The sequence below is a fragment of the Flavobacterium sp. LMO8 genome, from assembly GCF_009495755.1.
Taxonomy (GTDB): domain Bacteria; phylum Bacteroidota; class Bacteroidia; order Flavobacteriales; family Flavobacteriaceae; genus Flavobacterium.
This window is the reverse complement of the sequence record NZ_WIBJ01000031.1, coordinates 156307-180876: the sequence shown is the minus strand read 5'-3', so window position 1 is coordinate 180876 and position 24570 is coordinate 156307. Positions and strand designations below refer to the sequence as shown.

Sequence of the window (24570 nt, the reverse complement as noted above, 5' to 3'; positions counted from 1 at the left end):
AAACGGCAATCTTTGGTGACTTATCGTAAATGGATATAATGTCGGACTTGCTCAAAATGAATTTTTTAATTGACTACAAAAATAAAAAAACCACTACGTTTTCAATAGAAAAGTAGTGGTTATATTATAGAAACGTTTGTTAAAAAATGAATTTCTTAGCAACCGTAACGTTATTTTCTAATGTTGTTTTTATGATTAATGCTTGATTGTTGGCTATTAAATCTGAAAGAACAACTTCTGAAGCGTTGACTTTATCTTTTGAAAACACAATTCTTCCTAGTGTATCATAAACCATTACACTTGCAATATTTGACTTTGTTGAAACGACTTTTGGTTGGTTATTCTCTTTGAAAACATATACCGAATTTTCAATTCCAGCGAAATCATCATTTGATAGTGAAATATCTTGATAATGAATTACAAAACGATTATTAAAAATTCCAGCATCACTTGTAAAAGTATAAGGACTCACCTTTAAATTATGAAATGTATTTGTTACTTTATCTTCAAGAAAAACATCTTTATCATCAAAAAATATTCCTAATTCTGAAATTGTTATATCGAAACTCGTAATTGCAGCAATTGTAGATTTGAATCCAAGAGGGACAACATCTGTAACTTCCCAAGGTAATGCCTTAGCTTGAATAGCTAAATTATGACCCGGGATAATTGAATAAAAACTCACAAATTGCCCATCTAATTGATCTCCATCCATACCAGAATCATATCCATTAGTTGCAGAAGACAAATACAAAATAACTTGTTGTTTAAATGCTCCATCAGTATTTGTAACATCTAAGCGTAGTAAATTATCGTCTTCCTCAGCGTTAACATCATTTTCATTTCTAAAAAATCCTGCATTACTTCCTAGGACTCTCATTGCATTTGTAAAAGTTACAGGGCCGGTTGCGGTACTTGTTGCAAAAAAACCTTGACCCGCTGCCATATTGTTTGAAGGTGCAGATCCGCCAGAAATAGCTGCGGTTCCAGCAACACTTGTTCTAACCGCATAATCATTAGCAGTATAGAGATTTGAAGTTACGGCTGTTATATGTGTCCAATAATAGACCGTTGTTATTGAAGAGCCAGCTATCAAATTTGACACTCTAATTGCTGAAGGGTATGGATTTCCTAATAGATTATAATTACCAACAGTAGTTGCATAAACATTTACAGTGACATCTCCATTATTTGGAACACCAATAAAATCTCCACTAAATGTTTGAGGTGTAGTAGTATAACCTTGTGGAGCTCTAATAGCATATCCATAACCCGAATCCATAACGTTATTTTGATTTTCTAATACCCAATTATTTACTACTGGATCTGCGTTAAAACTAAAAAATTTGTCCCCTAATGTTAAAGGAGAAAATAAATTTAATACTTGATTTTTAACAGGAGATGACCAATAGGTATAGTCAAATTGTTTCATGGTACTATTCCTTCTATACGTAATTGCAGTATTAACTACATTTACGTCATTTTGAAGTAAACTAGAATTAACTCTAAATGCAGCTGAACCTGTTCCAATACACGATAGTTCTTTTTCTAAAGTTAATGTATTTCCGGAAGTAACTATTAAATTAGAGCCATTATAAACAACTGCTCTATACATATTAGTGTTAGCTGTAAGATTTAAGGTTCCTGAAGCTATAATTGCTGTTTTAGTAGCGTCTGGAGTTCCATTTGACCAAGTTGACCCATTCCAAACTGTAACTGCTGAATCTCCAAAAAATTCAATTTCTTTAATTTCTATTAAACTAGTGTTTCCAGTTGTAGTTGATGAAAAACGAATTTGTCCTTGTGTTTCAGAAGGATCACTCCAAGCAGCAAAAGCCGTTAAATCAATATAGTAATTGGTAAATCCGTCAGCGACAGATTGTCCAAATAAAATTGATGAAGTAGGAGTTGCAATAGCAGTAGGAGTTGCATCTCTAAATCTAATTTGATCATAAGATGAGCTATTTCTTACTAATACCCTCACGTATTTATAAGTCATTCCATCAACTGATATTGGATAATTTATTGTTGGGAAATTCCCACCATTAGGGGTAATTTCTAAAACTCCAGCATTAACAGCTAAAGTTGTAACATTTCCACCTGCTGTCCAATCGGAAAGATTAGTCATTATATTTTGTCCAACAACTAGACTGTTAAACAAAATAAAACTTAAAAGTAATTTTAATTTCATAGCTTAATTTTTTTTAATTTCTTTCTTTTCTAATTCATCAAAGTTAACGCCTTTTGCGTTTCTAGTTGTATCTAATGCTTGTAACATTAATTCTTCACCAATTTCTTTTGGAATGGCTTTCTTAATAATAATTTCATCCCATTGGTTATACAATCCCTTAATTTCTTCATTAATTTCGGGAATTAGTTTTGCAATTCTTTGTTCGGGAATTACCCTTAAATTTATAAATGTCTCTAACGATTTTAATTTCGTATTCAGCGTTGTTATTCTACTTAATATTTGTGGCTTATTATATTCGATTGGAATTGATAAAGCCAATGTATCTGCTTTCGAAGACAAATTCTTCGCCTTCATTTGAAAAGCAGTTAATGTAGACTGAGGTTTCTGTAACATTTCAATTTCAAACTGTCTCCATTCATTCCATTTATTCAAAGTAGCATTAACTTCTGGTCTAGGGCTTGGAAAATGAAACTGCCACATTTTAGAAATATTCTTAAAAACTGCCTCATTCCTTTGAGCTACTTTTTGAGCTTCTAATTGTTGATTTTCAGTTTCACAAGCAAATAGTGTAAATACTATAAATAATAGAGTATAAATACAAACTTTCATTATATAAATTTAATATACAAAGGTACAAATGTTTAATTAACTAACTGTTTTTTCTTATAAAATCTTAACACACTTTTAGTTAATCAATTAAGAATAATCATTATAAAGTTGTTAATTTATTAAATATCTAAAATAAGCCTATATTTTGTAAAAATTTCACAAAATTTCGTCAAAAAAATTACTACTAAATATTATATTTGTTACCACTATTACACAACCAAATGGAAACAAAAATTTTAATCATAGGTGCATGTGGTCAAATTGGCACCGAACTTACAGCTAAACTTAGAACTACTTATGGCGTTAATAATGTAATTGCATCTGATATACGAAAATTAAACAACGATGTAGTAAACAATGGCATTTTTGAAGTTGTTAATGCTTTAGATTACAATCAAATTGAGCATTTAATTGAACAATATCAAATAACTGATGTTTATTTAATGGCAGCTTTACTTTCTGCTACTGCTGAGAAAAATCCGGCTTTTGCTTGGGATTTGAATATGAATTCGTTATTTCATGTTTTAAATTTAGCCAAAGCAGGGAAAATTAAAAAGATATTTTGGCCATCGAGTATAGCGGTTTTTGGACCAACTACTCCAAGAAAAAACACGCCTCAATACACTATAATGGAACCATCAACAGTTTATGGAATATCAAAACAAACTGGTGAAAGATGGTGTGAATATTATCATAATCAATATGGAGTTGATGTAAGAAGTATTCGTTATCCTGGTTTAATTAGTTGGAGTACCGAAGCAGGCGGCGGAACAACAGATTACGCAGTAGACATTTATCACAAAGCCATTATTGATGGAAAATTCACTAGTTTTTTATCTGAAAATTCAGAATTACCAATGATGTACATGGATGATGCAATCAAAGCTACTATAGCAATTATGCAAGCTCCAGCGGAACAAATTAAAATTCGTTCATCTTATAATTTAGCTGCGATGAGTTTTACACCAAAACAAATAGGGGATGAAATTAAAAAACACTATCCTAATTTCGAGTTACGTTACGAACCTGATTTCCGTCAGAAAATTGCGGATAGTTGGCCAGCAAGTATAGATGATACTTCAGCAAGAGTAGATTGGGGTTGGAAAAACGATTTCGATTTAGAAAATATGACAGTAGATATGTTCAAAAATTTAAAAGAACACATTTATAATAAATAAAAAAACGCCTCGATTTCTCGGGGCGTTTTCCATTAAAACAAAAAACAAACTTACTCCTGAACGATAGGAGCTCTCAATGATTCTAATACAGCAACAACCTCTCCAATTAATTCAGGGTCTGTTACCCCATTTAATCCGGCTGCTGTGCCTACATATCCAATAAATTTATCATAATCTGCATCGTTAGCTTTTTTACCCATTCTAGGGTTTTGAGCTGGATCATGCGCTGCTCCCATTCTTAAACCTGTATAGGTATTTGTAGCGCCACCTCCTGTATTTGCTGAAAAGAAATCGGTAAGATTTTTACTTAAAATAGCTACATTTGTTGAATTGCCACTCAATGCTTCTGAAAGAACTGGTGCAAAATGTTCTCCTAAATTACCTTCAGATCCATCTAAAACATCAGACACAATTAAAGTAATTGTAGAATCTACAACCGAACGATAACTTAAACGCCCTTGCTCAATCATTTGACTAGGATTGTTTGGATCAGCTACCATTGTTGTTCCTCCTAATTTAGCATACAAAGATGCTGGTTCTGCAACTCTATCATCATTGTCATCGTTACATGAAGTTACAAATGCTCCCGATGCAATAAACAAATCCAATAAGGCTAATTTTGAAAAATTTTTCATAGTAATAGTATTTGGAAATTAATTAAAAATTCGTTGAATGCCTCTTGAAAACTTATAACTAAAACTGTCTTCGTTCATAACTGGACATACTTTTTTTGAAGCAAGTTCATTTGAAACAATATAGCGTTCAGCTTTATAATTGCCCATTGTCATTAATTTATCATAAATAGTTTTGGAATCGGCAATTTTTATATCATGAAAAAAAACCAAAGCACCAGTTTCAATATTAATTCTATCTGTTTTTACACCTGGTATTTTCTTTAAATTCCGATGAATCTCTTTTGCCTTAAGTGAATCTAATGGTTCTTTAAAATCAATTCTACTTATTTGAAGTGATGCATTATCAATATATACTGGTTTAGCAGTAGCAATATGAACCACTAAGACTAAAAAAAGTAGAAAAAAAATAAGAAAAATACTTCCTACCGCAATTTTGACTTTTTTATTAATTTTCATTTTGTTTGAGATTTTGTTTAGTTGCATTTACGAGAACTACATCACCTTGGTTTTCTCAAACAGAAAAAAAATGAATTTTTAACATTTGGACATAAAAAATCCCAAGACAAATTATCTTGGGATTGAATACTATTTTTAATAATTCTTACTGCTTTACAGAAAGAATTTTATCTTCTATTATTGATTTTATTTTGACCACTTCGTCTACATTATCATTTGGCACGGTCATCGAAAGCACATAATGTTTAACTTTCCATTGTCCATTTTCTTGTATTACAACTCCAGAACCTCTGCATATTTTCATTTGTGTATTTAACAATTCGTCAAACCAAGCTGTTTTACCATCAGAACTAAAATAAATATTACGTTCAATAGCTGTAAAATTCCATGCTTTCCCTTTATCAAAATAGGGTTTTGCAAAAGCTTGAAACTCTTTTTTATTCCAATTTTCATTCGCATCTGTACCAATGAAAATAGACTCACTAGACATTACATCAAAATAATTATTAAAATTTGCTTCTGCAGCCGCTTTATGCCAATTATCTAAAAGAGTGTTAACAGTTTCTTTTTGAACACCATTAGTTTGATGGGATGCACAACTAACTATTACTAAAAAAACAAAATAATAAAGTTTCATTATTGATTGTTTAAAATTATCAATATCAAAAATAACATTTCTCTTTAAAATTTTTCGTTATGTTGTGTTAAATCCAACCCTATTTGCTCTGATTCTTCAGAAACACGTAAAGGAATAAACCAGTTTACTATTTTATATAATAAAATAGATCCAAAAAAAGTAAAGAAGGCAACTAAAACTAAAGCCATCATATGATGACCAAAAACAGACCAACCTCCATGTAACAAACTAGCGTTTTGACCTTCAGCAAAAATTGCAGTAAGAATCATTCCCATAATTCCGCCTACACCATGACAGGCAAATACATCAAGTGTATCATCAATTTGTTTCAGCTTATTCCAATACAACATTTTGTTTGAAACAATAGCCGTAATGAATCCAAAGAATATACTTTTTGGAATCGAAACAAATCCTGCTGCTGGAGTTATTGCTACTAATCCAACTACCGCACCAATACAAGCGCCAAGAGCCGAAGCTTTTCTTCCATTAATTCTGTCAAAAAACACCCATGTTAACATTGCAGATGCTGAAGCTACGGTTGTTGTAGCAAATGCCATGGCTGCTGTTCCGTTTGCTGCAAATGTTGAACCAGCGTTAAAGCCAAACCAACCAAACCACAACATTCCTGTTCCCAGTAAAACAAATGGAATATTTGTTGGAATATGCTCGCTATTTTTACGTTTTCCAAGTACTAAAACACCCGCCAATGCAGCAAAACCTGCACTCATGTGCACTACTGTACCTCCAGCAAAATCTTTAACCCCAAAATAAGCTCCTAACAAACCATTTGGATGCCATACCATATGACATAATGGAGTATAAATAAACAAAGTGAATAAGCATATGAAAAACAAATAACCTATGAAACGAACTCTTTCTGCAAATGAACCTGTAATAATGGCCGGAGTAATTACTGCAAATTTCATTTGAAATAAGGCAAACAAGACGAAAGGAATTGTACCAGCCAGTTGTTTATGAGGTATTGTACCTACATTATCAAAAAACATAAAATCAAATGGATTTCCAATTATACCATAGTGCTTTCCTCCAATTTCAAAACCTAAACTTTCTCCAAAGGAAAGGCTAAATCCAACGACTACCCAAAGTATACTTACCACTCCAAGTGAAATAAAACTTTGCAACATTGTAGAAATAACATTTTTCTTCCCCACCATTCCACCATAGAAAAAAGACAATCCTGGCGTCATTAATAATACAAATGACGATGATGTCAATAACCAAGCAACATCGGCAAAATTTATTGCTTCAACAGAAGAAAATTGTGATTGCAATTGGTTTTTATTTTCCCAAAACAAACTTACAATTGATATAATCGCAATAATCACAAAAGAAACCAGCCATCTTTTTTTAACTTTCATACCCTAAATTTTAAGGGGTAAATTTAAAAAAAAGTATTAAATAAAAAACATTTTTATAAAAATATAGGGGATGTATGATTAATATGTAATAAAATTAAGGTTTAGCCTTAAAAAACATAAAATTAAATTTTATTAATTACAACTGTTTTTACATTTACAAATTCCTTAATGCCGTCTTCAGCTAATTCTCTTCCATAACCCGATTTTTTGATACCACCGAATGGTAATCTTGGGTCAGATTTTACCATTTCGTTAATAAAAACAGCACCTTCGTTAAATGCTGAAATCTTAGTTTTGATGAAATCAATATCTTGAGTAAAAATGGAAACTCCTAAACCAAATTCCGATTGATTACTTAATTCAATTGCTTCTTCAGTGGTGTTGAAAGTTATGACGGAAGCAACTGGTCCGAACGTTTCTTCATTGAAAACTGGCATTTTTGTAGAAACATTCGTTAATATTGTAGGTTCATAAAAAGCATCTTTTCTGTTTCCTCCAATGATTAATTTGGCTCCCATTTGAATGGATTTTCGAACTTGGACATCTAATTCTTCGGCTAAATCAACTCGTGCTAACGAACCAATTTGAGTTTCTTTATCAAACGGATTTCCGGTTTTTAAGTTTTGAATGGCAACTTTGAATTTTACCACAAACTCTTCTGCAATGTTTTCGTGAACTAAAAATCGCTTAGCTGCAATACAACTTTGACCTGCATTTTGCATTCGAGCATTGACGGCTGTTGCTACTGCTTTTTCTAAATTAGCGTCTTCTAAAATGATGAAGGCATTGCTTCCGCCCAATTCTAAAACGCACTTTTTTAAGTGTTTTCCAGCTTCGGTGGCGACTGCGATTCCGGCTTGCTCGCTTCCTGTTAAGGAAACTGCTTTAATAATTGGATTAGCGATAACTTTAGCTACTTCGCTACTTGGAATTGGTAAATCTTGATAACAACCTTTTGGAAAGCCAGCTTGTACAAATATTTCTTGAATTAAATTGGCAGATTTTGGTACATTACTCGCATGTTTTACTACAACGGTATTTCCAGAAATAATTGTTGGAACCGCAAATCGGAATACTTGCCAAAACGGAAAATTCCATGGCATTACACCTAAAATTACACCTAAAGGTTCGTAGGTGACAAAACTTTCTGAAGCATCGATTTTTATGTTTTTTGTAGCTAAAAAGGTTTCAGCATTTTCGTAATAGTAATTGCATAAAAGAGCGCATTTTTCAACTTCAGCGATGGCTTGCGAAATGGGTTTATGCATTTCGGTGGTAATGCAAGTTGCGTATTCTTCTTTGTTTTCTAAAAGTAGTTGAGCTAATTGAGGTAGAAAAGAAATTCGTTTTTGAATACTTAAATTACGCCAAGAAAGCTGCGTATTTTCTGAAATTTTTAAAAGATTTTGCATGCTGAAAGGTTTTTGTAAAAATACTAATTTTAATTGAAAACGAGGTTCGCGTTAGGGATGGAAGAGGAAATCCTTTATTTGTAAAATTTTCAAATTTTATAAATAAAGATTGCAGCGAACAGCCCGACCCTTGTGGGAACGCCCAAATTAAAAAAGGAAATGATATCTTTGTATGGTATTTACAACTTAAATAAAATGGAAGATTGTTTTGAAACCTTAATTTCGAGTTATTTGGATTCGAAAGTGGGCATTGTGGAACATTTTGTATCGGAAGAATTAGCGCAACACTTGATAAATAGATTGTTTGAACTGAAAGAACAAAATTTACTAAAAGCTGCCGGGATAGGAAATGCCGCAAAATTGACTCAAAATTCGGCAATACGAAGCGATGCGATTTATTGGTTAGACCGAGCGAACAATAACGAACATGAAAATGCTTTTTTAGACCAAGTAGATGCTTTTGTTTCGTATTTGAACCGCAGTTGTTATACCGGAATTACGGGCTATGAATTTCATTTTGCGTTGTTTGATAAAGGCAGTTTTTATAGAAAACATTTAGATCAATTTCAAGATAATTCAAGCCGACAGTTTTCGATGATAACCTATTTAAACGAAAATTGGCAACCTGAAGATGGTGGTGAATTATGTATTTATGATGGTGATGTGGCCCAAAAAGTGACTCCAACAAACAGAAAAACGGTTTTTTTTAAGAGTAATGAATTGGTTCATGAAGTTTTGGAAACTCATAAACCAAGGTTAGGTGTTACAGGATGGTTAAGAAGATATTAAAAATCTCCATAAATTAATCCTTGTCGTTTAAACCTATTCCAAAACCAAACATAGCTGCTACTAAAGCGAGGTGAATAATTAAAACGGCTTTTTGCCATTTTGGTCTATCGTTCCATTTTTGTTCTGTGTTAAAAGGATCAAAAGCTAAAGCGATACCAAGAGAAGCTGCTGACTGCATATAATCTTTTGTGAAAAATGCTTGGAATAAACCTAAAAATAAAAATCCCAAGTAAAGAAATTTGTTAAATGGAGTATTCATAATGTTTCTATTTTTATTAATTAGATAGAAATATTATGAATTTGTTACAATTGAAATAAAAAAAGCACTTACTTATCGTAAATGCTTTTTTTTAAGCTCCCCCTCTTGGGCTCGAACCAAGGACCCTCTGATTAACAGTCAGATGCTCTAACCAACTGAGCTAAGGAGGAATCACCTCAAAGGTTTATATTGTGCTTAAAAGTTTGCTCCCCCTCTTGGGCTCGAACCAAGGACCCTCTGATTAACAGTCAGATGCTCTAACCAACTGAGCTAAGGAGGAAGTTGTATATCTTTTAAGCGAGTGCAAATATAAACTGATTTTTTGTTATCGCAAATTATTTTATTGAAAAAATTACAAAAGTTTATCTACCACTAATTGATAAATATCTTTTCCGAAAGTTAAAGCCATTAAGGTCAACAAGATAATCATTCCAAAGGTTTGAACATGTCCTGCCGCTTTGTCTGATAATTTCTTACCGGTGATCATTTCAACTATTGTAAATAATGCATGTCCACCATCTAATCCAGGAATTGGCAATAAATTCATGAAAGCCAAACCTATTGAAAACATTGCGGTAAATTCCCAAATAAATTCCCAATTCCAAGTATCTGGTAAACGACGTGCAATTCCAATTGGACTTTGCACTTGTGTGTAAGCACCAGTTTTAGGTCTTAAAATAAGTTTTAATGAATTTATATTGTAAACAAACATATTCCAAGTTTGAGAAAAAGCTTCTTGAATAGAATTTCCAAATGGCATTTTATTTCTTACAATATATTCGCTCTCTTTAGTGTCTTTAAATCCTAAACCTATTTTGCCTTTTTTATTAAGTTTACTATTTAATTCAATAACATTATTTTCTCTCTCGATAGTTAATTTTAATAAATCACTAGGATTAATAAGTGATAGTTGTTTTTTAAAATCTTTGTAATTGGAAACTTTATTATTATTCACTTTAAGTATTCTATCTCCCAGTTCTATTCCTGCTTTTTCACCTTCAGAATCTTTTACAATTTCACCAACAATTGCATTATCAAAATTAAAATTCTGAATTAATTTTAAACTTTTAAGTGACAAGCCGCTTTTACCTGTTGAATCAATTTTAGTCTTTACAATTATCTCTTGATTATCTCTTATTAATAAAAACTTTAATGAATCCAATTTTTTATTTCTTGCTACATCAAAAAATTCATCTATATAAGTGATTTTTTTATCATTAATTCCAACTATTTGATCAAAAGGCAGGATACCATTGCTGTTTTTCCCAACAGAATCAATAAAAAAATTATTTACAGAAAATCTTGCTCCAGCAAATCCTTTTCCTTCTTTTTTAATTATTTCACCTTTTTGCTCATCGGTAAGTTGTAATTCAATTGATTTTCCATTTCGTTCAATTTCGACTTTATCTCCGAACAAAACAGCCATTGAGACAAATTTAAAATCATGATATTTTTCTCCATCAACCGCGATAATTTTATCTCCGCTTTTAAATCCTACTTTGTGACCCACTTCACCAAATGCTAAACCATTTTGCTGAATTTTATCAACTGAAATAGTTTTTTGTCCAGTAGTTGAAAAAGTTATAGTGTAAATAACTATTGCTAAAATGAAATTCACAATAATCCCACCTAACATAATAATTAAACGTTGCCAAGCTGGTTTAGATCGGAATTCCCAAGGTTGAGCTTCCTCGTTCATTTGCTCAGTATCCATACTTTCATCTATCATTCCTGAAAGTTTTACATAACCTCCTAATGGCAACCATCCGATTCCCCATTCGGTATCTCCAATTTTCTTTTTTACTAAAGAAAACCCAGCATCCATAAACAAGTAAAATTTCTCTACTCGTACCTTAAACATCTTGGCTGTAATGTAGTGACCAAATTCGTGAAGGATTACTAAAACTGATAATATGAATAATATTTGTGCTACTTGAATCATTTTTACGCTTTTATTTAAACGACAAAAGTAAGGTTTTCACCTTACTTTTCATCATTATTTTATTTTGGAACTATTTTTTTATAAAATTTTTATGAATTGCACCCTCCGAAGTAGTAATTTTCATCACATGCATTCCCGAACTTAAGTTGTCAATTCTAAAATCAGCTGTTTGATGTGTTGCTAATAGTTGTCCTAACGTATTGTAAATTTCAACTTTTTCTAATTGAGTAGTCGTTGGCATCATGATATGCAATTCATCATTTGCAGGATTTGGGTAAACTGAAATTGTTTGTTCTAATTCAAAAGCAGCATTTGACAAGGTGACAACATTATCTCTTGAAATAATATGTTTATTTGGGTCAAATGTTACTCCAGCTACCACAAACGGAACCGGAACGACAAATTCCTGATTGTTTGTTGTATTATTAATTACTACATCATGATTTACACCTCCAGAACTAGTCAATCTAATTTCTAAAGGCATTTCAAAAAAAGTAACAGATGGATGAGATTGTGTTTGACTTACCGTTATTTTAGCTTGACCAGCTCCCCAATTTTGAGCAGTTACAGTATAAGTTGGATATCCTTGCATATAAACCCAATCATTAAAAAACTCAGACAAACTACTTCCATGAAGCGCTTCTAAATGCCCTTTTAAATCATTTGTAACCGCATATCCGTAAGATAAATTTGAATCTGTCAAATAATTACGTAAAGCTTGAAAAAAATTAGCATCACCCATAACCCAACGTATCATATGGGTTACCATAGATCCTTTATTGTAAGATAATCTACTACTAAAAATACGACCAACGTTCAATGCCTCTGAATCTGTCAAATAAACCGCACCTCCTGTTTGAGAGGTAATGTTATTAATCTTACTAGTTTTCCAAGACACAAAGGTTGGAACTCCATCTAATTCTTCAACCATTATACCCGCAGTGTATTCTGTTAAACCTTCGTTCAACCAAATATCTTTCCAAGAACCACAAGTAACTTTATTTCCAAACCATTGGTGACCTAATTCATGTGCAATTAAACTTCTACCCCAACTGTTCATGGAAGACATTGTTGCATGTTCCATTCCTCCACCCCAACCAAACTGTACATGTCCGTACTGTTCATTTCTATAAGGATAAGGTCCGAATTTTTCTTCAAAAACATTCATAATTGGAACAGTAACATCAATAGCAGTTCTGTTTGTTGCTGTGTTACTCTCTGGATACAAGTAATTATTTATTGGAAAAAACGGGCTTTCTGTAGTTCCTAAACCTGCCTGAATGTTATACGTAGTATAATTCGTAACATTTAACGAAATTAAATAAGCAGGAATTGGATAGTTATGTCTAAAATGACGAGTAGTATTTCCTCCCGAAGTTACAGAACTCTGCAACAAACCATTTGAAACCCCAATGTAGGTATCTGGGCAAGTAATATACATGTCAAAACTTCCAATTTTATCATTCAAATCCTGTTTACACGGCCACCAATCTCTTGCTCCAAAAGGTTCCGAAAGTGTAAAAATAACAGGTGTTCCACTATGAGTACTTCTCGTGAAACCGCCTTCTGCTTGTGGTGGCGAACCTGCGTAAGTAATTTCCACAGTAGCACTATTTCCAGTTATTAATGTCGATGGTAAATTAATGTTTAACTCGTAATTACTTTGGCTAAAAGTAAGACTTGTACTGTTCATTGTTACCGAACTCACCACTAGAGCGGTTGCCATATCAAAAGTTACAACATTCATATCTGCTAATGCTGTAAAAGTAGTTTTCACAACACCATTAATATAGGGAGTTGTATTATCAGGATTAACAGTAAAACGCAACTCATGATAAGTAACATCATAATTAAGGGTATTCGGATTTACTCTGAGATTTTGAATTGAAGAAGCCGATTTCATCTCTGCTTCCACCATTCTTTCAAATTCGTTATTATCAGTTTGGGCAAAACCAATAACACCAAATAAGATTAAGAGACTTAAGGTAATTTTTTTCATTTTTTGTAGGTTATAAGATTTTAAGGGCAACTTCTAGTAATTTAATTTTATTAAAACCCAACACAATTAAGCTTAAAATTATCAATTTACATAAAAATTAAGCGAATATACAATAATATCTTTATTTTTAGAAAGGTTTGTGTGAGAATTTACTCAATTCATAAAAACACACAAGCTGTTACTATTTTTACTCATTATCTAAATCCAATTTCTTAAATTTGCAACCTTAAAATCCTATATATTATGTTACAGATAGCGTACATTAGAGAAAACAAAGACGAAGTAGTAAAACGATTAGCTAAGAAAAACTTAGATGCTAAAATTGCAATTGAAGAAGTTATTGCATTAGACGAAAAAAGAAGAGCAACTCAGGCAGAATTAGATACTATCAAATCCGAGTCGAATAAGCTATCCAAAGATATTGGCGATTTAATGAAAAGTGGCGAAAAAGCGAAAGCTGAAATCTTAAAAGAAAAATCGGTTCAACTTCGTGAAAAAGACAAAGAGCTTACTGAAGTATTGAATGCTTTTGCCGCTAAATTACAAGAAGAATTATACAAATTACCTAATTTACCAGCTGACATCGTTCCAGAAGGGAAAACTCCTGAAGAAAACCTAAACGTTTTTCAAGAAGGCGACATTCCTAAATTACACGAAGGCGCTTTACCTCACTGGGAATTAGCAAAAAAATACGATTTAATTGATTTTGAATTAGGTGTTAAAATCACAGGTGCAGGTTTCCCAGTTTACAAAGGAAAAGGTGCTAAATTACAACGCGCGTTAATCACTTATTTCTTAGATAAAAATACTGATGCGGGTTACTTAGAATACCAAGTGCCGCACTTAGTAAACGAAGCTTCTGGTTTTGGAACAGGTCAATTACCTGACAAAGAAGGACAAATGTATCACGTTGGAGTTGATGATTTATATTTAATTCCAACAGCTGAAGTTCCAGTAACCAATATTTTTAGAGATGTTTTATTAAACGAAAATGATTTACCAGTACTTTGTACAGGATACACACCATGTTTCCGTCGTGAAGCAGGTTCATATGGCGCACACGTTCGTGGATTAAATCGTTTACACCAATTTGACAAAGTAGAAATCGTTCGCATTGAACATCCAGATAATTCATACAAAGCGTTAGATGGCATGGTAGAACACGTGAAAGAAATCTTGCAAGAATTAAAATTGCCTTACCGTATTTTGAGATTATGTGGTGGCGACATGAGTTTTGCTTCGGCTCTAACGTATGATTTTGAAGTATATTCAACAGCTCAAGAACGTTGGTTAGAGATTAGTTCTGTTTCTAATTTTGAAACGTTCCAGGCAAATCGTTTAAAATTACGTTTCAAAGACAAAGAAGGTAAAAACCAATTAGCACACACGTTGAACGGAAGTTCATTAGCGCTACCAAGAGTATTAGCTGGAATTTTAGAAAACCACCAAACGCCTGAAGGTATCGTAGTTCCTGAAGTTTTAAGAAAATACACTGGATTTGACATTATTAACTAAACGTTAATCTTTATAAAATAATGTACTAATTTGACACTAAAAAGTGTTACTTTAGTACATTATTTATTTTATTTATGTTGCAAAAAATTGCTTTTTTCATACTTTTTTTGTCATCATTTTGGGTTTCGGCACAGAATGAACAATTGGCTATGGACTATTTTGAAAAAGGCGAATTTCAAAAAGCACTGACTTTATTTGAGGAAATTTCAACAAAACAACCTTCGAATTATTTCTTTTTTCAAAGAGTAATCGATTGCTACCAACAATTGCAACAATACGATAAAGCGGAAACCGCTATTACCAAACGAAAAGACAAATACAACCAACCTTTGTTGTATGTTGAATTGGGTTACAATTACCAACTTCAAAAAAACACCGAAAAAGCGGATAAAAATTACGAATTAGCCATTCAAGAAGTTGAAAAAGAGCCGAATTACGCCTACCAAATCGCAAATTCTTTCGAGAAAAAAGTATTATTGAGTTGGGCATTAAAAGCGTATGAAACTGCTCAAAAGAAAAACCCAAATCTAAATTTCGATTACCAAATTGCCATGGTTCAAGGACAATTAGGTAATTTAGAAGTGATGCTGAATAAATTGTTGGATTACGGATTCAATACTCAAGATGGAACTCCAATGGTTCAAAATCAATTGACTCGTTTTTTAATGGATGATTCTGATGGTTCTTTCGCAGCAACTATTCGAAAAAACTTATTACTAAGAACACAGAAGTCGCAAGATGTGTATTGGAACCAATTTTTGAGTTGGTTTTTTGTTCAACAAAAAGAATACGGAAAAGCGTTTATTCAAGAGAAAGCGGTTTACAAGAGAAATCCGGAAAGCTTTTATAACATTGTTACTTTAGGAAGTATGGCAATGGAAGAAAAACAATTTGATGATGCAAAACTTATTTTAGAATTTGTTTTGGAAAACACTCAGGATTTGGATTTACAAATGAAAGCGCATCATTTTTTACTTTCGATGGAAATTGAGTCAGCTTCGCAAAAAGAGTATCCTGCTATCGATTTGAAACTTCAAGAATTATTAAAAAAATACGGTATTAGTCCATATTCATTAGACTTGCAAATTCTTTCGGCTCATTTCAAAACATTTTATCTGAACCAATCAAAATTAGGAATTGAACTTTTACAAAACATATTAAAATTGCCATTAAACTTGCGAAATCAATCGAAAGTTAAAATGGAATTGGCTGATATTATGGTGTATGATGAAAAATTCAATCAAGCCATTTTGTATTATGCACAAGTAGAAGACAACTTAAAAAACGATGTTTTAGCACACGAAGCCAGCCTAAAATTAGCCAAAACCAACTTCTATAAAAAAGATTTTGATTGGACTTTACAACAAGTAAAAAACCTCAAACAATCATCAAGTTTGCTAATTGCAAATGATGCTGTTGAACTGTTTTTACTTATTCAAGACAACTCTGTTGAAGACAGTTTACGCGTGGCATTACAAGCTTACGCAAAAGCAGATTTACAATTGTACCAAAAGAAAAATGAAGAAGCGCTTCAATCATTTTTAGCCATTTTAGAAAAACACAAAGGTGAAAGCATTGAAGATGAAACCTTATTAAAAATAGCCGATATCTATTATCAAAAGAAAGATTATTTAAAAGCATTAAACTATTATCAAAATATTTTAGATAATCATAAAGAAGGAATTTATATTGATGAAGCCTTATTTTATTCGGCCGAAATTTATAGAAAATATCTTTTGGATAACGAAAAAGCAAAACCTTTGTATGAAAAAATGGTTTTAGAGCATCCGGATAGTTTATATTATACAGAAAGCAGAAAGCAATATCGAACATTGCGAGGTGATGCTACGATATAGGATTTAACCACAAAGTACACAAAGAAAGCACAAGGCACACAAAGATTTTTTCGATTATTCCAATTTCTTAAATATGTGTTCCAAAATTGATTTTTGAAATTGTACTTGAAATTGAAATTTATTAAAAATGATTATATATAACGTAACCGTAAACGTAGACGAAAGCATTCACCACGATTGGTTAAAATGGATGCAAAACAAACATATTAACGATGTTTTAGCAACAGGTTTATTTACCAATGCTAAAATGGTTCGAGTAGTGGTAGAAGAAGAAATGGGAGGCACAACTTATGCTGTTCAATATTTCACCGATTCGAGAGCAAAGTTAGAAGATTATTACCAAAATCACGCACCAAGATTACGCCAAGAAGGTTTACACCTTTTTGCAGATAAAATGCTAGCTTTCAGAACCGAGTTAGAAGTAATGGGCGAATTCTACGGAGAAACAAATTAAAATGGAAAAAGTAAGCGCAAAAAAACACTTAGGACAACATTTCCTAAAAGATGAAAGTATCGCAAAAGATATTGCAGATACACTTTCGCTGGAAGGCTATTCAAAAATTTTGGAAATTGGTCCAGGAATGGGTGTTTTAACCAAATATTTATTAGACAAACCAACCGAAACCTTTGTAATTGAAATCGATAAAGAATCCGTTGAATATTTGGGTGTTCACTTTCCAAAATTGGAAAATCATATTATTTCGAAAGACTTTTTAAAATACAATTTAAACGAGGTTTTTAATAACGAACCTTTTGCAATTATTGGAAATTTTCCTTACAATATTTCAACCCAAATTGTGTTCAAAACCTTGGAAATGCGCGATCAAATTCCGGAATTTGCGGGTATGTTTCAGAAAGAAGTTGCCCAACGAATTTGCGAGAAAAAAGGAAGTAAAGTCTACGGAATTTTATCGGTTTTAACCCAAGCTTTTTATGAGGCAGAATACTTGTTTACGGTTCCGCCTAATGTTTTTAATCCACCACCAAAAGTAGATTCTGGTGTGTTACGATTAAGAAGAAAAGCAGATTACTCATTACCATGTGATGAAAAATTATTCTTTAGAGTGGTAAAAACGGCTTTCCAACAAAGAAGAAAAACGTTACGAAATAGCTTAAAAACGTTCAATTTTTCTGATAATTTAAAATTAGACACTATCTTTGACCTCCGCCCAGAACAACTAACGGTGGAACAATTTATAGAAATTACCCAAAAAATAACAGCCGATGGAGTTTAAAATCAGCAGAGAGTTTCTATCTGAAATAGAACAACTTATAAGCGAAAACAAGTCGCAAGAATTACTTTTGCTTCTTGAAGATATTCACTTTGCTGATATTGCCGAAATCATGGAAGAACTCGATGATTACGGCGCTGGTTATATTTTTAACACCTTAGATTCTGAAAAAACAGCGGAAATTCTTCTCGAATTAGATGAAGAAGTTCGTGAAAAAATCTTACGCAATTTATCTCCAAAAGAAATTGCAGAAGAGCTTGACGAATTAAGTACAGATGACGCTGCCGACATTATTGCCGAATTACCTCAACATAAAAAAGAACAGGTAATTTCGGAATTAGAAGACGTTGAACACGCCAAAGACATTGTAGACTTATTACGTTACGATGAAGATTCTGCTGGTGGTTTGATGGGAAAAGAATTAGTAAAAGTTAACGAAAACTGGAATGTTTTAACTTGCGTGAAAGAAATGCGTGCGCAAGCTGAAAATGTTTCAAAAGTACATTCGATATACGTGGTTGATGACGAAGAGCGATTAAAAGGTCGTTTATCGTTAAAAGATTTATTAACTACTTCAACAAAAACGCCTATCAGCCAAGTTTACATCAAAAAAGTGGATTATGTAAAAGTTGATACTAAAGATGTTGAAGTAGCGCGTATTATGCAAAAATATGACTTGGAAGCCATTCCGGTTGTAGATGAATTAGGTCGTTTAGTTGGTCGAATTACCATTGATGATATTATTGATGTCATCAAAGAAGAGGCCGACAAAGATTACCAGTTAGCAGCGGGTATCTCGCAAGACGTTGAAGCCGATGACAGCATTTTAGAACTGACAAAAGCACGTTTGCCTTGGTTGGTTTTAGCATTATTTGGTGGATTTATTTCGGTACACGTTTTAGGGATTTTTGAACCCGTAATGGATTTACATCCCGAATTATTTTTCTTCACACCGCTTATTGCGGCGATGGCAGGAAATGTAGGAGTTCAATCTTCTGCGATTATTGTGCAAGGTTTGGCAAACAACACTATTATTGGCCCTGTTGTAGAGCGATTATTAAAAGAACTTTCATTGAGTTTGTTAAACGGAGTCATTCTTTCTGTAATCTTATTGGCAGGTAGTTATTTCTTATTAGGCTATGAAATTCATGTAGGATATACAGTTGCTATTGCTTTACTTTCAGTAATCATTATGGCATCCTTAATTGGAACTTTTATTCCTATTATCTTAAATAAATACGGAGTTGACCCTGCATTAGCTACTGGTCCGTTTATTACTACAAGTAATGATATCTTAGGAATTTTGACTTATTTTACTATTGCTAAGATTATTTTGGGAATTTAATTTCACTCGCTTCCCAACCTTTTCATTTTTATTTCACTCTATACAATAAACACTAAAGTTTATAGAGATGAAAAAAATACTTGTATTTGTATTATTATGTTTTTCAGCAATCACATTTGCTCAAAAACCAATTTTTACTTCAGCTAAAATTAAAAGCGCAACAGTTTACAGCAATTCGGCTGAATTATTACAATCGGCAGCTGTTACACTTCCTTCTGGAACCAGTGAAATTGTTATTAAAAATGTGGCAGATTATGTCAATGAAAACACCATTCAAATTGGTGCTCCGGCTAATGTTACGGTTTTGTCGGTTCAGTTTACCCGAAATTTTATTTCCGAATATGAAATTGATGAAAGCAATCCGATGATTAAAAAAGTACGTGATAGCATTGTGCTTATCGAAAAAGAAATGGGAAAAATTGCCAACGAAAAAGTATCCTATTCCAAAACCATTGATTTATTAGATAAAAATCAAAACGTTGCTGGACAAAACTCGGGTTTGAATGTAACGGAATTAATCAAATTAGTAGATTATTACAGAGCTAAAAGAAACGAGTTGAGTAATTTGGTAGATACATTAATCGAGAAAGAAAAGAAGTTAAAAGACAAATTGTCAAAACTGAATTCTAAATTAGAATTGAATACTCAAAAACAAGAAAAATCTTCGCAAGGAAAATTAGTATTGCAAGTCATGACTGATGTTGCAAGCTCAGTAAATCTTGACATCAATTACTTAACGAATAACGCTTCATGGTCGCCATTTTACGATTTACGAGCTGACAACATCAACTCACCTATCAACCTAATGTACAAAGCAAAAGTGGTGCAAAACACAGGAATCGATTGGAAAAAAGTAAAACTAACACTTTCAAGCGGTAACCCTAACCAAAACAACAAAGCTCCTATTTTACAAGCTTGGTTTTTACGATATGGATATCCGAGAACTTATGGTTATAATAATAGTAATGCAGCCATAAATTCATTACAGGGTAAAGTATCAGGAATGGAAATCAATCAACAAACAGATACAAAAATCGTGTTAAGAGGAAGTAGAAGTATTTCAGAAAACAATCAGGCATTAGTGGTAATTGATGGTGTGATTTCAGACGCAAGAACATTACAAAGTATTGATTCTAGCCACATTAAAAGTACAGAAGTTTTAAAAGGTGCTCAAGGTGCAGCTTTGTATGGAGAACAAGGTGTTAATGGAGTTATAATTGTAACTACTAAAAACGGATTAGATGATTATACCGAAATCACCGAAAACCAATTAAATGTTTCCTTTGATATAGACATTCCATATGACATTTTATCCAATGGAAAAGCGCATAGTGTTGCCTTGAAAGATTTGAAATTACCAGCAACTTACAAATATTACGCCGTCCCAAAAGCAGAAAAAGAAGCCTTTTTGTTAGCTGAAATTAGTGAATATTCGAAATTCAATTTATTACCTGGCGAAGCGAATATTATTTTCGAAGGAATGTACGTAGGCAAAACCATGATTAACCCAAATCAAACGTCAGACACTTTGAATTTGAGCATGGGAAGAGATAAAAAAATCGCCATCAAACGTGAGAAAATTGCAGATAAATCCGGAACTAAATTCTTATCTGGTCATAAAGAACAAACATTTACCTATGATATCACGGTAAAAAACAACAAAAAAGAAGCAATTGAAATGTTGCTAAAAGATCAATATCCAATTAGTACTGATAAAGAAATTACCATCGAATTATTAGACAACGGAAAAGCAAAAGTAAATGCCGAAACTGGAATTTTAACTTGGGATGTGAAACTCAACGCTGGAGAAACTAAGAAATTCAGAATTAGTTATAAGGTCAAATATCCGAAGGATAAGTTTATAGATAATTTGTAATTTATTAACCTGACAGGTTTCTGAAACCTGTCAGGTTTTTTTATTTTCTTAAGGCGCTGGATTTGGAATTAATTCCTGAATTTTTTCAATTTCAGCAACAATTTCATCTGATAAAACAGTATCAAAAGCAGCAATGTTTTCTTGCAATTGTTCTATCGTAGTAGCGCCAATTATCGTTGAAGTCACAAATTTTTGACGATGCACAAAAGCAATTGCCATTTGGGTTAACGTTAAACCGTTAGCTTCTGCTAATTCTTTGTATAATTTGGTTGCTTTGAAGCAGTTTTTATTGGTATAACGAACGAAATTTGGAAACAATTTCATTCGTGAATTCTCTGGATAACCATTCAAATATTTCCCAGATAAAAATCCGAAACCTAATGGAGAATACGCTAATAACCCAACATTTTCACGCATTCCAATTTCCGACAAACCAACTTCATACAATCGGTTCAATAACGAAAATGGGTTTTGAATCGTTGCAATTCTTGGCAAACCGTGTTTTTCGCTTTCCATTAAAAAACGCATTACACCCCACGGATTTTCATTTGAAAGTCCAATATGTTTGATTTTTCCTTCTTTAATTAAACCGTCGTAAACTGTTAATACATCAAAAATATTGTCTTGCCACTTTGAATCTATTTCCTGAACACCACGTTTTTGAAACATGTTCATTACACGCTCTGGCCAGTGCATTTGATATAAATCGATATAATCCGTTTGAAGGTTTTTTAAACTCAACTCTACCGCTTCATGAATACTTTTCTTAGAAAAATCTAATGGTTGACGGATATAATCCATTCCACGATTTGGTCCTGCAATTTTAGTTGCTAAAACCAATTTCTCTCTTTCCGATGCACCAATTTTCTTAATCCAAGTTCCTATGTGACGTTCTGTACTTCCAAAAATTTGTGCGTTGCCACCAATTGGGTACATCTCGGCAGTATCAATAAAATTGATTCCTTTTTCAATGGCATAATCTAATTGATTGTGCGATTCACTTTCGGTATTTTGATTTCCAAAAGTCATCGTTCCCAAACAGATTTTGCTGACTTTTAGTTCGGTATTAGGTAGTGTTGTATAGTTCATTTTTTTCATTGCGAGACACGAAGCAATCTTATATTTAGTTTACAAAGATACAAAGTAGTAAAGTTTATTAAAAAGAAAAAAGTTCAAAGAAAATTCTCTGAACTTTTAACCTTTTAAACTATAACCTTTTAACCTTTTTATAGTTCATTCATCAATTTTGAAATCTCATCTAACTTAGGTGTTAAAATAATTTCAATTCTTCTATTTCTTGCTTTCCCTTCAGCGGTTTCGTTACTCATTAAAGGCGCATATTCTCCACGACCTGCAGCTGTTAGGTTTTTCTTATCAATTGCTTTATTTTCAGATAAAATATTTACAATGGCAGTAGCACGTTTTGTAGATAAATCCCAGTTGTTTTCTACTCCACCACCAATGGTTCCTGTAATTTTATCATTGTCAGTATGTCCTTCAATCAATACTGAAATATCTGGATTTTGTCCTAAAACATCGCCAACTAATTTTACAGCTTTTTTTCCTTCTGAACCTACTGTCCAACTTCCCGATTCGAAAAGTAATTTGTTTTCCATAGAAACATACACTTTTCCATCTCTTTCAGTTACAGTCAAACCTTTACCTTCAAAAGCTTTTAAAGATTTAGATAAAGTTTCTTTTAGTTTTTTCATAGCTGCTTCTTTATCCGCCATCATTTTTTCTAATTCGGCTAAACGAGTTGACGAAGCTTCTAAATCTTTTTTCAATTTGTTCAAACGATCTTGTTCAGCTGCTAAAGCTTTTTGTTTGGCTTCTAGCTCAGCTAACAATTGTCTGTTTTTGTTAATATTAGCTTCTAAAGCATCGTTGCTATCTTTTTCAAGCGCTGCATAAGACGCTTTCAAATTGTCTAAACTCTTTTTTGTAGCAGCATAATCTGCTGCTAATTTATCACGTTCCGCTTTGGTTTTGTCTAATTCTGTTTGTAAATTGTTTTTATCTAATTCTAACTGATTTTTATTTGTTTTTAACAATCCGTTTTCATCTGATAAAGCGTTGTGTTCTTTCTTTAAATCGGCATATTTGTTTTCTAAATCTTGGTAGATTTTTTTAGAAACACATGAAGTAGTTAAACTTAAAACTACGCAGGCAAGGGCAATTTTTCTAATCATTTTATATTGTTTTTACATTTTAGTTTTACACAGAGATTCACTGAGTTTATTATTATTTAGACTCTGTTGAAAAGAGATACACAGAGATATTTTACTTTTTAACTTTATGAATTTGAACTTGTTATTAACTTGTTTTTTTATTTAATTTCTACTAAAACTGGACAATGATCGGAATGTTTGGCTTCCGGCAAAATTAATGCTCTTTGAATTTTATCTTTCAAAGGTGTCGCTGCCAAGCAATAATCGATTCTCCAGCCTTTGTTATTATTTCGAGCATTGGCTCTGTAACTCCACCAACTATAATTATGTGGTTCTTTGTTTAAAAGACGAAACGTATCTACAAATCCACTTTTCATGAAACCATCTAACCAAGCGCGTTCTTCCGGTAAAAAACCAGATGTTTTTTCGTTACCTTTTGGATTATGAATATCAATTGCTTCATGACAAATGTTATAATCGCCACAAATTACCAAATTTGGGATTTCTTTTTTTAATTCATCAATATACAAATGAAATTCAGCCATATATTGAAATTTATAATCTAACCGATCAATATTCGTACCAGAAGGTAAATATAGGCTCATTACCGAAAGTTCATCAAAATCGACACGTAAATTTCTTCCTTCAAAATCCATGTGTTGAATTCCAGTTCCGAAAACTACATTTTTAGGTTCTATTTTTGACAAAATAGCCACACCACTATATCCTTTTTTCTCCGCTGGAAAATAATATTGGTACGGATAACCTGCTGCTTCAATTTCTAATTTTGGAATTTGGTCTTCTGTAGCTTTAATTTCTTGAAGACAAATAACATCGGGATTTGCTTGTTGCAACCATTCTAAAAAACCTTTGGTAATGGCGGCACGAATTCCGTTAACGTTGTAGGATATAATTTTCATTTACTGCTTTAGCTTTTGACCAAATATAAGAAAAAGGTTTTTAAAAATAAAGATTAGATTTCATTGATTTCATAATTAACTAACTATCAAGTTACTAAAAAATATAACAAATTCGTCTTTTTATTACCATATGAAAAGTGCTAAAAATTCATCAAAATTCTTATCTTTG

Annotated in this window: 21 protein-coding genes and 2 tRNA genes; 8 read left to right on the top strand and 15 right to left on the bottom strand. The window is 32.5% G+C overall.

Annotated elements, in window-relative coordinates:
* Positions 1-139 precede the first annotated feature (139 nt).
* Both GFJ94_RS08730 and GFJ94_RS08725 read right to left on the bottom strand, forming a co-directional pair.
* Positions 140-2191, bottom strand: coding sequence for a T9SS sorting signal type C domain-containing protein (locus tag GFJ94_RS08730; protein ID WP_153201166.1), 2052 nt, complete (start codon positions 2189-2191; stop codon positions 140-142).
* Between the two features lie 3 nt (positions 2192-2194).
* Complete coding sequence (locus GFJ94_RS08725; RefSeq protein WP_153201165.1) at positions 2195-2800, bottom strand: hypothetical protein; 606 nt, start codon at positions 2798-2800, stop codon at positions 2195-2197.
* 221 nt (positions 2801-3021) lie between these two features.
* On the opposite strand from GFJ94_RS08725, the gene GFJ94_RS08720 reads away from it, so the two are divergent.
* Positions 3022-3978 (top strand): NAD-dependent epimerase/dehydratase family protein, encoded by a 957-nt coding sequence (locus GFJ94_RS08720; RefSeq protein WP_153201164.1) that lies wholly within the window; start codon positions 3022-3024, stop codon positions 3976-3978.
* A gap of 50 nt (positions 3979-4028) precedes the next feature.
* Here GFJ94_RS08720 and GFJ94_RS08715 read toward each other — a convergent pair whose 3' ends face one another.
* The 5 genes from GFJ94_RS08715 to GFJ94_RS08695 all read right to left on the bottom strand — a co-directional run bounded on the left by GFJ94_RS08715 (position 4029) and on the right by GFJ94_RS08695 (position 8497).
* Entirely contained in the window at positions 4029-4613 is a 585-nt protein-coding gene (locus tag GFJ94_RS08715) for a hypothetical protein (RefSeq protein WP_153201163.1), read from the bottom strand.
* Between the two features lie 18 nt (positions 4614-4631).
* On the bottom strand, positions 4632-5069 hold the full coding sequence (locus tag GFJ94_RS08710; protein WP_153201162.1) for a hypothetical protein: 438 nt from the start codon (positions 5067-5069) through the stop codon (positions 4632-4634).
* 145 nt (positions 5070-5214) lie between these two features.
* Complete coding sequence (locus GFJ94_RS08705; RefSeq protein WP_153201161.1) at positions 5215-5706, bottom strand: nuclear transport factor 2 family protein; 492 nt, start codon at positions 5704-5706, stop codon at positions 5215-5217.
* Between the two features lie 44 nt (positions 5707-5750).
* Entirely contained in the window at positions 5751-7085 is a 1335-nt protein-coding gene (locus GFJ94_RS08700) for an ammonium transporter (protein ID WP_153201160.1), read from the bottom strand.
* A 122-nt stretch (positions 7086-7207) separates the two neighbouring features.
* Positions 7208-8497, bottom strand: a complete 1290-nt coding sequence (locus GFJ94_RS08695) for an NAD-dependent succinate-semialdehyde dehydrogenase (RefSeq protein ID WP_153201159.1) — start codon at positions 8495-8497, stop codon at positions 7208-7210.
* A 159-nt stretch (positions 8498-8656) separates the two neighbouring features.
* Between GFJ94_RS08695 and GFJ94_RS08690 the strand changes: the two genes are divergently transcribed.
* On the top strand, positions 8657-9286 hold the full coding sequence (locus GFJ94_RS08690) for a 2OG-Fe(II) oxygenase (RefSeq protein WP_238989453.1): 630 nt from the start codon (positions 8657-8659) through the stop codon (positions 9284-9286).
* A 13-nt stretch (positions 9287-9299) separates the two neighbouring features.
* Here the strand turns inward: GFJ94_RS08690 and GFJ94_RS08685 are convergent, their stop codons facing one another.
* From GFJ94_RS08685 to GFJ94_RS08665, 5 genes are all read right to left on the bottom strand, one after another.
* Positions 9300-9545 carry a hypothetical protein gene (locus GFJ94_RS08685; protein WP_153201157.1) on the bottom strand — a complete coding sequence of 82 codons (246 nt, stop codon included), beginning with the start codon at positions 9543-9545 and terminating at the stop codon, positions 9300-9302.
* Between the two features lie 96 nt (positions 9546-9641).
* A tRNA-Asn gene (locus tag GFJ94_RS08680) sits at positions 9642-9715 on the bottom strand.
* 36 nt (positions 9716-9751) lie between these two features.
* Positions 9752-9825: transfer RNA gene (locus tag GFJ94_RS08675), tRNA-Asn, on the bottom strand.
* 72 nt (positions 9826-9897) lie between these two features.
* Entirely contained in the window at positions 9898-11487 is a 1590-nt protein-coding gene (locus GFJ94_RS08670) for a site-2 protease family protein (RefSeq protein ID WP_153201156.1), read from the bottom strand.
* Between the two features lie 70 nt (positions 11488-11557).
* A complete protein-coding gene (locus tag GFJ94_RS08665; protein ID WP_153201155.1) occupies positions 11558-13486 on the bottom strand; it encodes a M1 family aminopeptidase in 1929 nt (642 codons plus the stop codon).
* Positions 13487-13729: 243 nt separating this feature from the next.
* On the opposite strand from GFJ94_RS08665, the gene serS reads away from it, so the two are divergent.
* The 6 genes from serS to GFJ94_RS08635 all read left to right on the top strand — a co-directional run bounded on the left by serS (position 13730) and on the right by GFJ94_RS08635 (position 21310).
* Entirely contained in the window at positions 13730-15001 is a 1272-nt protein-coding gene (gene serS, locus GFJ94_RS08660) for a serine--tRNA ligase (RefSeq protein WP_153201154.1), read from the top strand.
* A gap of 107 nt (positions 15002-15108) precedes the next feature.
* The gene (locus GFJ94_RS08655) at positions 15109-16857 is read left to right on the top strand and encodes a tetratricopeptide repeat protein (protein WP_370513809.1); all 1749 of its coding nucleotides are present in this window, start codon (positions 15109-15111) and stop codon (positions 16855-16857) included.
* A gap of 127 nt (positions 16858-16984) precedes the next feature.
* Positions 16985-17311, top strand: coding sequence for a DUF4286 family protein (locus tag GFJ94_RS08650; protein WP_133608774.1), 327 nt, complete (start codon positions 16985-16987; stop codon positions 17309-17311).
* A 1-nt stretch (position 17312) separates the two neighbouring features.
* Positions 17313-18092 (top strand): 16S rRNA (adenine(1518)-N(6)/adenine(1519)-N(6))-dimethyltransferase RsmA, encoded by a 780-nt coding sequence (gene rsmA, locus GFJ94_RS08645; RefSeq protein ID WP_153201152.1) that lies wholly within the window; start codon positions 17313-17315, stop codon positions 18090-18092.
* Positions 18082-19434, top strand: coding sequence for a magnesium transporter (gene mgtE / locus GFJ94_RS08640; protein ID WP_153201151.1), 1353 nt, complete (start codon positions 18082-18084; stop codon positions 19432-19434). Before rsmA ends, mgtE begins: the two co-directional genes overlap by 11 nt.
* A gap of 67 nt (positions 19435-19501) precedes the next feature.
* Positions 19502-21310, top strand: a complete 1809-nt coding sequence (locus GFJ94_RS08635; protein WP_153201150.1) for a DUF4139 domain-containing protein — start codon at positions 19502-19504, stop codon at positions 21308-21310.
* 48 nt (positions 21311-21358) lie between these two features.
* Here GFJ94_RS08635 and GFJ94_RS08630 read toward each other — a convergent pair whose 3' ends face one another.
* From GFJ94_RS08630 to GFJ94_RS08620, 3 genes are all read right to left on the bottom strand, one after another.
* Entirely contained in the window at positions 21359-22399 is a 1041-nt protein-coding gene (locus tag GFJ94_RS08630; protein ID WP_153201149.1) for an aldo/keto reductase, read from the bottom strand.
* Positions 22400-22536: 137 nt separating this feature from the next.
* The gene (locus tag GFJ94_RS08625) at positions 22537-23502 is read right to left on the bottom strand and encodes an OmpA family protein (RefSeq protein WP_153201148.1); all 966 of its coding nucleotides are present in this window, start codon (positions 23500-23502) and stop codon (positions 22537-22539) included.
* Positions 23503-23639: 137 nt separating this feature from the next.
* Positions 23640-24401: an exodeoxyribonuclease III gene (locus tag GFJ94_RS08620; RefSeq protein ID WP_153201147.1), complete on the bottom strand. Its 762-nt coding sequence runs from the start codon at positions 24399-24401 to the stop codon at positions 23640-23642.
* Positions 24402-24570 lie beyond the last annotated feature (169 nt).